The following is a 14,347-nucleotide window of genomic DNA, read 5'->3' as shown; positions in this document are numbered from 1 at the left end:
CCCGCCGCCGCGGCACAATTTCACCGAGCTGCCTCGTATCCGTTCCGAGCGTCCGGCGTTCGAGTTGCATTACCCGCATATGGTCGACCGGATGCGCGCCGAAGCCCACGTCGGTCCCGGGTCACACGGTGGCGAGACCACCGAAGTCCTCGAACAGGCACGCCGGGCACCCATCGCCACCAGCGACCACGAAGGCTCCGGGGACGACGACGTCAAATAACGTGCCCCGAACGGCGTCGGGACGCGGCCGAGGCGCTCTCAGATCTCTCACAGCAGAGCAAGCGATACTCGACCGATGCCATCGTCCACCCCTGCGCAGTCGACACCCGTACCGCTGTGGGCAAGGCCGATGATGTTCGCGTTTCGTCGCAACGTTTCGCTTCACACACGGATCCGCGTCCTGACGATCAGCTTGGCAACGCTTGCGGTCGCCGTGAGTGCTCTGGCCATCTATCTCGTCGCCGAGCAGGCGCTTCGCGATCAGCTTGCCGATCGTGTCACCCGCAACGCCGATGCACTGATCGCCGGTGCAACCCTCGGAGTTCCCTCGACCTTCTACGGCTTCGGTGTCGGTAGCGTCGATGGCCCGGCCATCAAGGTGGCGCTGGTGACTTCTTCGGGCGAATTCGTCACCTTCACCACAAAATCTCAACCCTTCACCGGAGCGACGGGAGTTCTGGACGAGCCCGAGCAACAGGTCGTCGACGGTGAAGCCGCCGAGTCGCTCCGCGAAGTACGGGGCTACATGATCTCGGCCAAGCGAACCATCACCGGTGAAACGGTGATGGTCGCCGAGTCACTCGATACGAATGCTCCCCTCCTCGGCAAACTGACTCTGGCGCTGGTGATGATCGGCGCGTTCCTCGTAGCCCTGGCAGGTATCGCCGGATCTGCTGTTGCCCGAACCGGTCTGCGGCCGGTGAAAAGACTGACGAACGCCACCCAACAGGTGGCCCGCACCGGGCATCTCGAGCCCATACCCGTCACCGGTGACGACGAACTCGCCTCACTTGCCAGGAGTTTCAACGAAATGCTGGAGGCGCTCGCCGCCTCCGGTGCGCGCCAGAACAAGCTCATCACCGATGCGGGTGAGGAGCTGATAGAGCCTCTGTCTGCGCTCCGAGCGAAGATCGATACAGTCATGTCGCTCGACACCGACCACGCTCCCCCCATGACGCCCACCGAGCAGGACGAGCTCCGCGCCGGTGTCCTGACCGACATGGATGTCATCATTCGCTTGGTCCACGACCTCGTGAACCAGGCACGGGACAAGTCGCTGACAGCGGGTGCCCACGACCTGGGCGGCAGGTCATGAATTTCGACGCCGGTCAATTTCGAGCCCGTTCTCCGCGAACGTGTCCCACGGGATATGGCTGTGCCCGAAGACGAGCACGTCCGTGTCCGGATACGCAGCCGCCATCCGCTTCTCGCGCCTTGGCGCAGTACCCAGATCGGCGACCCTCATCGGAAATCACGGGATGAGGTTCGAACTCGCAGGTCCATGAGCTGCAGGTGGTCGGCGACCACGGTCACTGCCCCCTCGGCGTTCTGTACTTTCCCGCGGATCAGCAGAGCAGGTGCAGTGAGAGCGAGCTTCCGATACTTCGCCCACAGACCCACCGAGCAGACGACGTTGACCATCCCCGTCTCGTCCTCCAGGTTGACGAAGGTGACACCGGCTGCCGTAGCCGGTCTCTGTCGGTGAGTCACCGCGCCACCGACGAGTACACGATCTCCGTCCGGAACCGACAGCAACCGATCGGCCGGAAGCACCCCGAGCGCATCGAGCTGCTCACGAAAGAACTGGGTGGGGTACGAGTTCGGCGACACACCTGTCGCCCACACATCCGCCGATGCCAGATCCAAGTCACTCATGCCTGGAAGGACAGGTGCGCGCGTCGACGCTCCGAGCCCGGGAAGCAGATGCGATCGCTCACCGGCTGCCGCCCCGGCCGCCCACAGCGCTTCCCGCCGAGTGATACCGAAGCAACCCAGCGCGCCTGCTGTGGCCAGCGATTCGGCTCGGGCGGTCGAGAGCTCCACCCGTCCCGCGAGATCGACGAAGGACGTGTACGCACCGCCCAGGACTCGCTCCTCGACGATACGCTCGGCGAAATCCTGGCCGATGTGCCGCACGTCCGCGAGACCCATCCGGATCTCGAGACCACCTCCGGTGAGATCCGCGTACCACGAACTCACGTTGACATCCGGGCCGTGGACCTGAACGCCGTGTCTTCGCGCATCGGCGACCAGGGATTGAGGCGAGTAGAACCCCATCGGCTGCGCTCTCAACAGACCTGCGCAGAACGCTGCCGGATGATGCAGCTTGAACCAGGACGAGTAGAACACGAGCGAGGCGAAACTCTGCGAATGACTTTCGGGAAAACCGAAATTCGCAAATGCAAAGAGCTTTTCGAAGATGCGATCTGCAGCCTCACCGACGATGCCGTGCAGTTCGCGCATACCGTCGTAGAAACGACCACGCATCTCGTTCATTTTTTCCGGGGATCGTTTCGAGCCCATTGCCCGACGTAGTCGATCGGCTTCGGCAGCGCTGAATCCCGCGACGTCGATGGCCATCTGCATGAGCTGCTCCTGGAAGAGCGGCACTCCGAGCGTGCGGTCGAGAGCCTTCTCGAGCGACGGATGATCGAACGTGACAGGTTCGATTCCGTTGCGCCGCTTGATGTATGGATGCACCGAACCGCCCTGGATGGGACCGGGCCTGATCAGCGCCACCTCGACGACCAAATCGTAGAACTCCCGGGGTTTGAGCCTCGGCAACGTTGCCATCTGAGCCCGAGACTCCACCTGGAACACCCCCACCGAGTCGGCCCGCTGCAACATGTCGTAGACGGCTTTCTCGCCCAGATCGATGTCCGCAAGATCGATTCGGATCCCTTTGTGCTCGTCCACCAGATCGATCATGTAGTGCAGAGCCGACAGCATGCCCAGGCCCAACATGTCGAATTTGACCAACCCGACTGCAGCGCAATCGTCCTTGTCCCACTGCAATACGCTCCGGTTCGCCATCGTCGCCCATTCGACCGGACACACGTCGGCGATAGGACGGTCGCAGATCACCATGCCACCCGAGTGGATACCGAGATGGCGGGGAAAGCCCTCGATCTGCTGAGCCAGTTCGAGAACGGGCTTGGGGATGTCGCTATCTTCTTGCTCACCGATACCGGACCAACGGGTGACCTGCTTGCTCCAAGCATCCTGCTGCCCCTGCGAGAATCCGAGGGCGCGAGCCATGTCACGAACCGAGGACTTTCCACGGTAGGTGATGACGTTTGCGACCTGCGCAGCGTGTGTGCGGCCGTATTTCTCGTAGACGTACTGAATCGCTTCCTCACGTCTGTCCGATTCGATATCGACATCGATGTCCGGTGGCCCGTCTCTTTCGGGGGCCAGGAAACGTTCGAAAAGGAGCTTGTTCGCCACTGGATCGACATTGGTGATTCCGATGGCAAAACACACCGCCGAGTTGGCTGCCGATCCTCTTCCCTGACAAAGAATGTCACGGCCCTTGCAGAAGGCGACGATGTCGTGAACGACGAGAAAGTAGCCCGGGAAATGCAACCTCTCGATGATGTCTAGTTCGTACTCGATCTGCGCGTACGCCGATGGGTGGTCGGCCGGCGAACCGTACCGCCGCTCCGCACCCCGCTGCGCGAGCGTACGAAGGTAGCTGATCTCCGTGTGGCCGGCAGGTACGTCGAACGGGGGAAGTTGCGGTGCGATCAGACGAAGATCGAATGCGCACTCCCGACCGAGCTCCGCCGCCGCACCCACGACGCCCGGATAGTGCCCGAACAGCCGAGCCATTTCCTCCCCCGACCGTAGGTGTGTCCCACCTGTGGGTGACAACCATCCAGAGGCCTCGTCCAAGCTCGTTCGCGCCCGCACCGCCGCCATCGCCATCGCCAGGTGGCGACTGTCCGGTGTGGCGTAATGCGCCGCGGTGGTGGCGACAACCGACAGTCGATACCGAGTCGCGAGCTCGAACAACGCGTCGTTGCGTTCGTCGTCCTCCGGTAGCCCGTGATCGGTGAGCTCCACGGTGACACGGTCGGCGCCGAATCTGTCGACGAGATCGACCAATGCCGCCTCTGCAGCAACGGGGCCGTCCCTCGCCAGAGCGCGTCGTACATGCCCTTTTCGACAACCGGTGAGAATCTGCCAGTGACCGCCGGCGGCCTCCGACAGAGCGTCGAAATCGTAGCGAGGTTTTCCTTTCACACCGCCCGCCAGATGCGCTGCCGCGATCTCGCGCGAGAGCCGTCGGTACCCCTCCTGCCCACGCGCGAGCACGAGCAGATGCGTGCCGTCCGGATCCAATTCACCTGCCCTGGATCTGGCCGTTCCCAACGACAGCTCAGCGCCGAACACGGTCTTGATGCCGAGCGCTTTGGCTGCTTCGGCAAACCTGACAACTCCGTAGAAGCCGTCGTGGTCGGTGATCGCAATCGCTTCCAGGCCCAGACGCACAGCCTCTTCGACCATTGCTTCAGGATGACTGGCACCGTCGAGAAAACTGAAGGCCGAATGCGCATGTAGCTCCGCGTACGCAACCGTCGACGGCTCGGTCGAGATCGCACTTCTCTCGTACGCTCCGCGTTTGCGCGACCATGCCGGACTGTCTCCACCGTCGCCGATGATGTCGGGTTTCGGGCGCGCGGGACGGCCGGAGAGGACACGCTCCATCTCCGACCACGTCGGCGGACCCTCGTTCCACCCCATCGCTCACCCCTTTCCTGCCCATCGACTCCCCTGCCCTCGAACGACGACGAAGGCAATGTTCGAACGTGTGTTCCCATTAGATCGCACGGCACCGACACAACTCAACCGGGACGTAGCCGATAGGCTCGCTCGTCGGGTAGCACACCGAGAGAGCCGGAGATGCACGTGAGAAATTGGGCTTCGTTCGTTGTTTCCCACAAGAGATGGGTTCTTACCTTCACCGTCCTCGTGGTGGCGCTGACCGGCGCATGGGGCCTGGGCGTGTTCGGCAAGCTCAGCGAGGGCGGCTTCGTCGACCCGAGTAGCGAGGCCGCCGAGGTCAGCTCCCTCGTCACCGACCTTGGGCAGCCAACCCCGGACATCGTCGCCATCTACACTCCGCCCGAGGGACAGACGATCGACGATATCGGTCCCGACGTCACCGCCGTCCTGGACGAATTCCAGAGCAACTACTCGGTTCAGAACGTTGCTTCCTACTGGACGGCCAACGCCGCTGCCCAGCCGTTTCTCGTGTCCGAGGACGGCACCAAAGCGCTGGCGACAGTCACCCTCGGGCCCAACTCCGGTGTCACGTTCGCCACCTTCGGCGACCTACCGCCACAGCTCGAAGTCCCCGGCGTCACATCTCAGTTCGCCGGCGGTTCGGTCGTCGGCGTCTCGTTCAGCACAACCCTGCAGAGCGACCTCGTTCGCTCCGAGGCAATCGCCATCCCCGTCGTTCTGGTGTTGCTGATCTTCATCTTCGGTGGTGTCGTCGCAGCCGCAGTGCCGGTGTTCGTCGGCATTCTCAGCGTCCTCAGCGCCCTGGCAATACTTCGAGTGCTCACTTCCTTCACCGAGGTCAGTTCGTTCTCGATCAACGTCGCGTCACTACTCGGGCTGGGATTGGCAATCGACTACGGACTGTTCATCGTCAGCCGATTCCGCGAGGAAATGCGATCGGGCTCCGAACCCGCCGACGCAGCCGTGCGCACCGTGCTCACCGCGGGGCGCACCATCGCTTTCTCGGGCCTGCTACTGATCTGCGCCTTCGCCGGGATGCTCGTATTTCCTCAACCCATCCTCAAATCTCTCGGCTTCGGCGCGATGGCGGCAGTGGCGTGCGCTGCAATCCTGTCGCTGACGGCAGTACCGGCACTGCTCGCCCTCCTCGGACACCGCATCAACTCGCTGACGTGGAGCAAGACCGCGTCCGATCGCGGCGAGGCTCGCGCACAGAAGTTCTGGGGTGGCGTCGTCGCCAAGGTGATGCGCAAACCTGGAATCGTCGCCACGGTCATCATCGCCGCGCTTCTCGTGCTGTCCGCGCCGGTGCTCAAGATCATGCTCGGCGAGGTCGACTACACAGCGCTCCCGCAGGACGATCCCGCCCGCATCGCTGTCGAGACACTCAACACCGAGTTCCCGACCACCGGCGAAGGAGCCACGATTGTTCTGCGCGGCCTCGACGGACAGAAGCCACAGGGTGCCCCAATCGCAGACATCACGAGGCAAGCAGAGTCCTTGGACGGTATCGCGCGAGTCCAATTCACCGGTTCGAGTGACGATTTCGTCGCTATTCAAGCGACGTTCGGTGAACCGTCCGAAGGCGAAACCGAAATGGCATCGTCCAGCAATGCGGTGGCCGAACTCCGCGCGATGACCCCACCCGACGGCACCGAACTTCTCGTCGGTGGCTCCCGAGCCCTCGTCGACGACGGCAACGCCGCCATCGCGAAGTGGCTGCCCGTGATGATCGCGATCATGGTCGTCTCGACGCTGATCCTGCTGTTCCTTGCATTCGGGTCGATCGTGCTGCCGATCAAGGCGGTACTGATGGCCGGATTGAGCCTCGGCGCCACATTCGGTGTCTTGACCTGGGTTTTCCAGGAAGGCAACGGCGCCGAATTGATCGGGGTCACCCCGGCACCACTCGAAGCAACCTTCGTCGTCCTCATCCTTGCCGTCGTGTTCGGGCTCTCCACCGACTACGAGGTGTTCCTGATGTCCCGGATGGTCGAGGCCCGCACCGCCGGCGCGACCACGGAAGAAGCGGTCATCTTCGGCGCACAACGCACCGGACGCATCGTGACAGCAGCCGCCCTCGTTCTCATCGCCGTCACCGGCGCCTTCACCATCTCGGACCTGTCGATCATGCGATTCCTCGGCCTGGGAATGATCTTCGCGCTGATCGTCGACGCCACGATCATCCGAATGCTGCTCGTCCCGTCGCTGGTGAAGCTGATGGGCGAAGCGAACTGGTGGGCCCCGACCTGGATGAAAAAAGTCCACTCGAAAGTAGGAATCGGACACTAGATGCCTCGTACACTCGGCGGGCTCGGGGCGTGGTCCACCCGCGATGGTGACCGAATGTCACATTCGGTCACTCGAGAGGGTGGTTCCGGAACTTACCTTGGAGTAAGTTCACCTTATGGCGAACTACATCGTTACCGGCGGTACGGGCTTCCTGGGGCAGAATCTGCTGCCACTGCTACTGGAGCGTGACCCGTCCGCGCAGGTACACGTACTGGTGCGTCGACAGTCGGTCGCCAAACTCGAACAGCAGGTAGCTGCACTGAGCGGGAAAGACCGGGTGCATCCGCTGATCGGCGACCTCACCGAGCCCGGGCTGGGGCTGGGGCTGGAGGAAACACCGTCGAACATCGATCAGATCGTTCATCTCGGCGCGATCTACGACATCACAGCCGGTGACGAACAGGCCTCGACCAATGTCGACGGCACCCGATCGGTCGCCGAACTCGCGGTACGACTCGGCGCTCGCCTGCACCACATCTCCTCGATAGCCGTCGCCGGCGACCATGCCGGAACGTTCACCGAGGACGACTTCGACAAGGGCCAACAATTCCCGACGCCGTATCACCGGACCAAGTACGAGTCCGAGAAAATCGTTCGCGAATCGGCGACCGACTGGCGGGTGTATCGCCCTTCTGCGGTACTCGGCCATTCCGAGACCGGAGCGATCGACAAGATCGACGGGCCGTACTTCTTCTTTCCATTCTTCGCCGAACTCGCCAAACTGCCCGACGCGCTGCCCATCACCGTCCCGAACATCGGCGCGACAAATCTCGTTCCGGTCGACTATGTAGCCGCCGCCATCGTCGAGTTGATGCACCGCAACCCGTTGGGCCAAAGAGTTTTTCACCTTGTCAATCCGCGGCCGCAGTCGATGCGCGAGGTATATGCGGCATTCAGCGCGGCCGCGGGCTCGAAAGCCAGAATCGTCGAGATGCCCGGGGCCGTCGCAGCCCCAGTTCTCTCACCTCGGTTCGATGCGATTCGAGCAGGTCGCGATGCCCTGCTCGCCCGGTTCGGCGTCCCGCCCGTCATGCTCGACCACGTCACACTGCCCACCACGTTCGACTCCACGAGAACGCGAAATGCATTGAGCGGAAGCAAGATCAGCGTGCCCCCGCTCGCGTCGTACGCGGACGCGGTGTGGAAGTACTGGCACGACCATCTGGATCCCGTCCGTGCACGCCGCACAGATCCACGTGGACCGCTTGTCGGACGCACCATCGTCATCACGGGCGGCTCGTCCGGAATCGGCCAGGCCAGTGCGGAAGCTGCAGCGCGCAAGGGTGCCACCGTGATCCTGCTCGCACGAGGTGCTGAACAGCTCGAGGCAGTCGTTGCGGGGATTCGCGCCAAGGGCGGCGACGCATATGGCTATCCGTGCGATGTAACCGACAGCGAGTCGGTGGAACAGACAGTGAAGAGCATTCTGAGCGAGCACGACCACGTGGACATGCTCGTCAACAATGCGGGCCGGTCGATTCGTCGTTCGTTGTACAGGTCCACAGACAGACTTCACGATTTCGAACGCACCATGGCCGTCAACTACTTCGGCGCGGTTCGATTGGTGCTGGCTCTGCTGCCACACATGCGTGAGCGCAGATTCGGTCACATCGTCAACATCAGCAGCGCCGCGGTACAGGGGCACACGCCTCGATTTGCCGCCTACGTGGCGAGCAAGGCGGCCCTCGACGGGTTCGCCGATGTCGCTGCAGCGGAAACACTGTCCGACGGAATCACCTTCACGACCATTCACATGCCTCTTGTTGCGACACCGATGATCACTCCGACCGGTGACAAGAACGTCGGCCCGGTGGTGTCCGCAGAGAAGGCCGCGGCGATGGTGATGCGTGCGCTGATCGACAAGCCGAAGAGAATCGATACGCCACTGGGCACACTCGGTCAGTTCGGCAGCATATTCACTCCGAAAGGCAAGGATCGGACATTGCACCAGTTCTACCGCCGGTACCCTGATTCTGCTGCCGCCAAGGGCGACAAGACCGAGACTTCCCTCCCAGCCGACTACGCTCCGAAGGACGTGTACGACGCCTCCACTCCCTCCGCGCGGGTAGCTAAACTCGCCCGCCGGCTAGGCAGGCTCGTGCCCGGCACGTATTGGTGATCCGCTGACCGGGTCAGCCCAACAGGTTCCGTCGCCAGTGACGCACGAATCCTTGGCTCAGGTAAGCAAGCGAACCGGCTGCGGTGACCCACTTGACGGTACTGACAACGGTGGTGGATCGAACGACTTTGTCGCTGATCAGGTTTCGATTGTCGACGAGGGTCAACCCGACGATGTTCTCGATGTAGTCACAGGCAGCCGATACCACCGGCGCGACTGCCAGCGCCCTGACGGTGGCGGGTCCCGGGACTGACTCGGGGTTCAGCGATGCCTTGGCGGTCAGACTCCTCGCACCCGCCCGCAGCGCCATGGCGTAGATCGCGGGGTGGACGAGATCCGGGAAGTAGTGGCTGCGGAACCGCGCGGTTTCGGCGTCGCCCATGCTCGCCAAGATCTCTCGGTAGCGTCTTTCCGACCACGCTGTCTGCACCTGGAGCACTTTCGGTCCGGCAGGACCGAGCAGCCGGACGATGTTGGCCTGTGAGACGACGAACAACGCCGACCACACGATTAGTTTCCGGTCGAGCACGCTCAGGGCCATTGCCGAATCCTAGTAGGTCAAGAACGGCAGAACTGTCGCTTCGAACGCCGCGTAGGCATCGCGGTGGATGCTGTGTCCGCTGCGAAACACCTCGACTCGGCAATCGCGTATCGCACCTGTCATGAGCTCCAGACGTACCGGATCGACCATCCCACCTGGACCTCCGCGGAGAATCAGAGTAGGAGCAGCGATATCCGACAGCGCTTTCCACCACTGCGCATTGGGCTTGCGGAACTGTTCGAGCGCAGGTGCGGTCATCGACCGATCGAATGCCAGCGCGGCGCGCGGGTGCCGAATGACGGTGGTTCCGGCATGCCACAGTTCGGTGATCGACGGAAACTTCCCGGTCAGCTTCGGTGGCGCATCACCTGGTCTGATCGGAATCGGCAGTTCCTCGACAACGAGCCGACGTACGAGCGTCGGACGGCGCTGCGCCACCACGGTGGCGGCGTAACCGCCGAGCGAATGTCCCACGATGTCGACCTCGGTGAGCCCGAGATGGTCGATCAACGCAAGAAGATCTCCTCCGAAGGACTCGAATTCGTAGGTCGGCGTGTGCGCGCTACGGCCGTGTCCGCGTAGATCGACGGCGATGGCGTGGCGGCCGTTGGTGGTCAGCGTCCGCGCGAAACGATCCCATGTACCGCCGTCGCCGCCCATCCCGTGCACCAGCACAACGGGCACGTCATCGGCTTTCAGCGCCGGGGTGAACGAGCGATACGCAATATCGATGCCACCCAGTTCGACAGTCTCCGTCGTCATCTCCATTGCTTCGACAGTAGCGGCCGTTGTGTCTGTCGCGCGGTCTGTCATTCGTAGATACCTTCCACCCGCCACTGTCCCCCATCGAACACCAGCAACAACGCTCGATCGTCCGCGAGCAGCACCTGCACACGAGCCACCGGTCCGGTCGCTGTGAGACCACCGTCCCACCAACGCTCGTCGACCGGCCATGGCCCGGCCAACCCGGCGAGGTCCCACTCCTTCGTTCCCCAACGCATGCGCGCCGGTCGAGTGTCGAAGTGGCCACGTTCGGTGACACCGACGCCCGACCCGGCGCGATTCATCAGAGTCACTGCCGGTCGCGAAACGATCACCGCTGCCGGCGCTGGTTCGGGCAATCGCCCAGGCCACGGAGCGCTTGGATCCGTCAGCGGTACCAGCTCGTCGCCGAGGGGACGCAACGTGATCCGCTCGGCCGGACCCCGCCCCCCGCTGAGCACGCCGCCCAGTACCGAGTCGCCACCGAGCAGGCCCTGCACTCGCACGAGCGCTCGACGCGCCCGCTCGTCCTCGTCGCCGATGCTCCCCCAGAGCCCCAGTTGCAATTCCTCGGCTGCGACGACTTCGACCGGCTCCAACCGTAGGACCACGATGCCCGACGTCGGTTTGTTCTCGCTTCGTCCTGTCAACCATCCATCGAGCTGCCAACGAACTCGATCGGCCGTCCCCTCAGGAGTGAGCGGCTCGGCGCACCGCCATGTCCGTGACAGGCTTTCGCCGCTACCGGTACTTGCGTGCACCAGCAGTCGAGTACATGCGACGGCGGCGGCAGCGAGCTTGGTGTGCAGTTGCTCGGCCATTCCGCGACCGGCGAAGGCAGCCGCATCGACTCGATCGATCGGCGGATCGCAGAGATACTCCACATCGAGATCCGGCGGCAGTGCTCGAGCCGACGGCGGACGTTCGGGCTCTCCCCGCGCACTCCGGTGCGCCAGGATCGCGTCGGTACCGAACCTCGACGCCACATCCCCCGGCGTCAGCGCAGCAAAATCTCCGATGGTTCGCAAACCCAGGCGTCGCAGTAGGTCGACGAGTTCATCACGATTCGCTGCAGCCATGCTCGGTTCGGCAGAAAGCTCGGCCACCGGCAGCGGTGACAGAAATCCGGCGCCTCCACCACGCGGCACCACCTGCGCATGCCGCGCCGCGATCACTGCGGTGGACAGCTCGTCGGCTATCCCGACCTGGCATTCGACGCCCGCTGCCGAGGCCTCGTCGATCAGCCGTTCCACGGCCAGATGCTCGGACCCGAAGTAACGCGCAACGCCCCGGGCGGCAAGGACGAGCAGTCCCGGCCGCAGCACTTCGACGCCGGGCGCGATGGCCGCGATGGCCGATACCACCGGCTCGAACACCCGAGCGTCTCGATCGGCGTCGGCCAGAGCGATATGTATCTCCGGGCAGCGTGCCTGAGCTTCCCTCCGCCGCACACCACGCTTGACGCCGAACGTTCGTGCTGTCGCAGAGCAGGCAATGACGCGATTGGCCGACGTGACAGCCACCGGGTGGGTGGCTGGAAGGTCCGCCAGAGCGGCCGCAGCCACCGCAGGCCAATCCGGACACCACAGCGCAAGAACGCGGCTCATGTCGACACCGCGACGGGCAGCGATAGGGGCGCAGCGTCACGCTCGTCGGCGAACCACTCGACACGACCACCGACGGAGCGCAGGTCGAGCCGAACAGTGCGGGTACGCATCGCCTTGCCTCGAGCGGACACCGACAACCGAATCGATCGAAGCCGTCCTCGCCCCAACTCCCGGCCGCTCCCGAGCCCGTCGTACCCGTGCACCGAGGCTTCGAGTCGTAATTCGGCTCCGTCCCAGCGTCCGTCCGTGACCAGCAACGTCGCGCCTTTGCTGCGCGCCCTCGCCACCACGGCCCGAGCTCGGGTGGGCGCGACCGATTCACCACCGAGACCGAGCACGACCAGGTCCACACCGTCGAGCAGGATGGCCGCGACCTCCACCGGATCGGACCCTGGATCGGGAATCAATGCCAACTTGTTCAACTGCGCCCCCATCTCGACGGCAGCAAGAACGCCGAACCGCGGCAGCCCGATGACAGCGACGTGTCCTCCGGCACTCGTCACCGCAGCCACCACACCGAGCAACAACGAGCCTGCGCCCGACACCGAGACCACAGTCCCCCGGACCAACCCGCCATGCGGCAGCACACCGGCTATGACCTCGGGCACCGGGAGAACAGAACGCGTGCGCCCGGCCGCCTTCGGGGATGAAGCAGTCGATCGTTCCTCGACCGGTTGTGTCTCATGATGCTCGATACGCTCCGACGCCGATTCCCCTCGCGAGGGCACCTCTGCCATCCGTCGACGCAGCAACGCAACCCGCTCGGGCAGGGACAGGCCACCCAGCGCATCCGGCGAAGCGGAAGCATCCGATACAGACATGTCACTCCCCTTGCACACTGAAACCAGCACATGAATTTCGCGAGCTCGAACACACGGGAAGTGGAGTATTCGAACACACTTTCGATTCTCGTTCCAAGTAAAGCCGGTCTGGTGCCAGCTCGTCAAGGCGACAGCGTTTTCGCTGGTAGAGACCATGACAAGGCTCCTGCGGGCAGTGATGCTCACCGTCCACTAACCTGTGGTCGTGACCGAGCAGCAACGCACCGCACGGGTTGTGGGACCCGACTACCTTCTCGCCGGCAGGTACCGCCTCGCCTACAAGCTCGGCGGTGGCGGAATGGGCGCGGTCTGGCTTGCGCAGGACACACTTCTCGCCCGCAAGGTCGCCGTCAAACAGGTCACCTCGACGGCGCACCTGAGCGACGAAGCGGCTCGCGAGGTACGCAACCGCGCCATGCGCGAGGGCCGCATCGCCGCCCGCTTGTCGAGCCCCCACGCCATCGCCATGTACGACGTCGCGATCGAAGACGGTGAACCTTGGCTGGTCATGGAGTACATGCCCTCACGCAGCCTCGCGCAGGCACTCAACACCACGGACTTTCTACCGCCGTACGAGGTGGCACAGGTCGGAGCGCAGGTGGCCGACGCACTCATCGAGGCGCACGAGGCGGGAATCGTCCATCGCGACATCAAGCCCGGTAACATTCTGATCGCCGATCGCGGACGCACCCTGGGCATCGTCAAGATCAGCGACTTCGGCATCTCGCGCGCGAGAGGCGATGTCGAGGAATCGGATTCGAGCGTCATCACCGGTACGCCGGCCTACTTCGCCCCCGAGGTCGCACGCGGGCAGGATCCCACCGAGGCGAGCGATGTGTTCTCCCTCGGCGCGACGCTCTACACAGCCATCGAAGGCAAGCCGCCGTTCGACATCGACCAGGATTCCATCGCGCTGCTCCACCGAGTTGCCCGAGGCCAGATCATCGCCCCCACCAGGTCCGGTGATCTGACCCAGGCATTGCTGCACATGCTCGAACCCGATCCGTCGCGCCGACCGTCGATGACGCAGGCACGCGACGAGATGATCCTCGGCGCAATCAACAGCCGAGGGAGCATCGCGCAATTACGAGGTGTACCCCTCACCTCGTCCAAAGGCACAGTGCCCACCTGGGCTCATCGGTCCACACCCGTCGCCGAAACCCGCCGCCCCTCGCGAGAATTCGGCAAGACCATCGCCGGACTCCCCGCCGTACGTTCCGGTGGCAACCTGGACGGACACGAGCCGAAGCCGTACGCGCCGCCGCCATTCGACCCCCCGAGGAAGAAGAATCCGCTCGATGTGGTCCTGGACCGCATCGACGACGCCGTCGGCGACAAGGTCGACGTCTCACCCGCGGTGATCCTGGCCGGAATCGTCGCGGTGATCGTTCTACTGTCGATCCTCGCAATCGCCCTGTAGGCGCTTCGCGCATGTGCGCGGAAATACGTGTCCCAC

9 protein-coding genes and 2 pseudogenes are annotated in these 14,347 nt (G+C 63.7%); 5 read left to right on the top strand and 6 right to left on the bottom strand.

The genetic code is table 11. The features are described from left to right. A pseudogene (locus KVY23_RS17810) lies at positions 1–220 on the top strand (cytochrome ubiquinol oxidase subunit I); the annotation flags it as partial. A gap of 75 nt (positions 221–295) precedes the next feature. Further along, on the top strand, positions 296–1,315 hold the full coding sequence (locus tag KVY23_RS17805) for a HAMP domain-containing protein (protein WP_230557627.1): 1,020 nt from the start codon (positions 296–298) through the stop codon (positions 1,313–1,315). Between the two features lie 3 nt (positions 1,316–1,318). Here KVY23_RS17805 and KVY23_RS17800 read toward each other — a convergent pair. After that, positions 1,319–1,459 (bottom strand): annotated as a pseudogene (locus tag KVY23_RS17800) (YfcE family phosphodiesterase); the annotation flags it as partial. Between the two features lie 2 nt (positions 1,460–1,461). Then, a complete protein-coding gene (locus tag KVY23_RS17795) occupies positions 1,462–4,746 on the bottom strand; it encodes an error-prone DNA polymerase (protein ID WP_230557626.1) in 3,285 nt (1,094 codons plus the stop codon). 165 nt (positions 4,747–4,911) lie between these two features. Between KVY23_RS17795 and KVY23_RS17790 the strand changes: the two genes are divergently transcribed. After that, the gene (locus KVY23_RS17790) at positions 4,912–7,041 is read left to right on the top strand and encodes an MMPL family transporter (protein ID WP_230557625.1); all 2,130 of its coding nucleotides are present in this window, start codon (positions 4,912–4,914) and stop codon (positions 7,039–7,041) included. 115 nt (positions 7,042–7,156) lie between these two features. Next, entirely contained in the window at positions 7,157–9,160 is a 2,004-nt protein-coding gene (locus KVY23_RS17785; protein WP_230557624.1) for an SDR family oxidoreductase, read from the top strand. Between the two features lie 13 nt (positions 9,161–9,173). Here KVY23_RS17785 and KVY23_RS17780 read toward each other — a convergent pair whose 3' ends face one another. The 4 genes from KVY23_RS17780 to KVY23_RS17765 are packed head-to-tail and all read right to left on the bottom strand — an operon-like array spanning position 9,174 to position 12,891. Next, positions 9,174–9,701, bottom strand: coding sequence for a hypothetical protein (locus KVY23_RS17780; RefSeq protein ID WP_230557623.1), 528 nt, complete (start codon positions 9,699–9,701; stop codon positions 9,174–9,176). 9 nt (positions 9,702–9,710) lie between these two features. After that, a complete protein-coding gene (locus KVY23_RS17775; RefSeq protein WP_230557622.1) occupies positions 9,711–10,469 on the bottom strand; it encodes an alpha/beta fold hydrolase in 759 nt (252 codons plus the stop codon). A 41-nt stretch (positions 10,470–10,510) separates the two neighbouring features. After that, entirely contained in the window at positions 10,511–12,070 is a 1,560-nt protein-coding gene (locus tag KVY23_RS17770) for a DNA polymerase Y family protein (RefSeq protein ID WP_230557621.1), read from the bottom strand. Beyond that, positions 12,067–12,891, bottom strand: a complete 825-nt coding sequence (locus KVY23_RS17765; protein WP_230557620.1) for a hypothetical protein — start codon at positions 12,889–12,891, stop codon at positions 12,067–12,069. The genes KVY23_RS17770 and KVY23_RS17765 overlap by 4 nt, the downstream gene beginning before the upstream one ends. 199 nt (positions 12,892–13,090) lie before the next feature. On the opposite strand from KVY23_RS17765, the gene KVY23_RS17760 reads away from it, so the two are divergent. After that, positions 13,091–14,311, top strand: coding sequence for a serine/threonine-protein kinase (locus KVY23_RS17760; RefSeq protein ID WP_371829833.1), 1,221 nt, complete (start codon positions 13,091–13,093; stop codon positions 14,309–14,311). Positions 14,312–14,347: the final 36 nt, after the last annotated feature.

The sequence above is a fragment of the Rhodococcus sp. I2R genome (genome assembly GCF_020889545.1).
GTDB lineage: Bacteria > Actinomycetota > Actinomycetes > Mycobacteriales > Mycobacteriaceae > Rhodococcoides.
Note: the sequence above shows the minus strand (reverse complement) of the source record. Positions and strands in the feature narration are given on the sequence as shown.

Coding starts and splice junctions, on each gene's coding strand:
- KVY23_RS17765 (WP_230557620.1), bottom strand. CDS start 12,891: ATGTCTGTATCGGATGCTTCCGCTTCGCCGGATGCGCTGGGTGGCCTG.
- KVY23_RS17785 (WP_230557624.1), top strand. CDS start 7,157: ATGGCGAACTACATCGTTACCGGCGGTACGGGCTTCCTGGGGCAGAAT.
- KVY23_RS17775 (WP_230557622.1), bottom strand. CDS start 10,469: ATGGAGATGACGACGGAGACTGTCGAACTGGGTGGCATCGATATTGCG.
- KVY23_RS17780 (WP_230557623.1), bottom strand. CDS start 9,701: ATGGCCCTGAGCGTGCTCGACCGGAAACTAATCGTGTGGTCGGCGTTG.
- KVY23_RS17770 (WP_230557621.1), bottom strand. CDS start 12,070: ATGAGCCGCGTTCTTGCGCTGTGGTGTCCGGATTGGCCTGCGGTGGCT.
- KVY23_RS17805 (WP_230557627.1), top strand. CDS start 296: ATGCCATCGTCCACCCCTGCGCAGTCGACACCCGTACCGCTGTGGGCA.
- KVY23_RS17795 (WP_230557626.1), bottom strand. CDS start 4,746: ATGGGGTGGAACGAGGGTCCGCCGACGTGGTCGGAGATGGAGCGTGTC.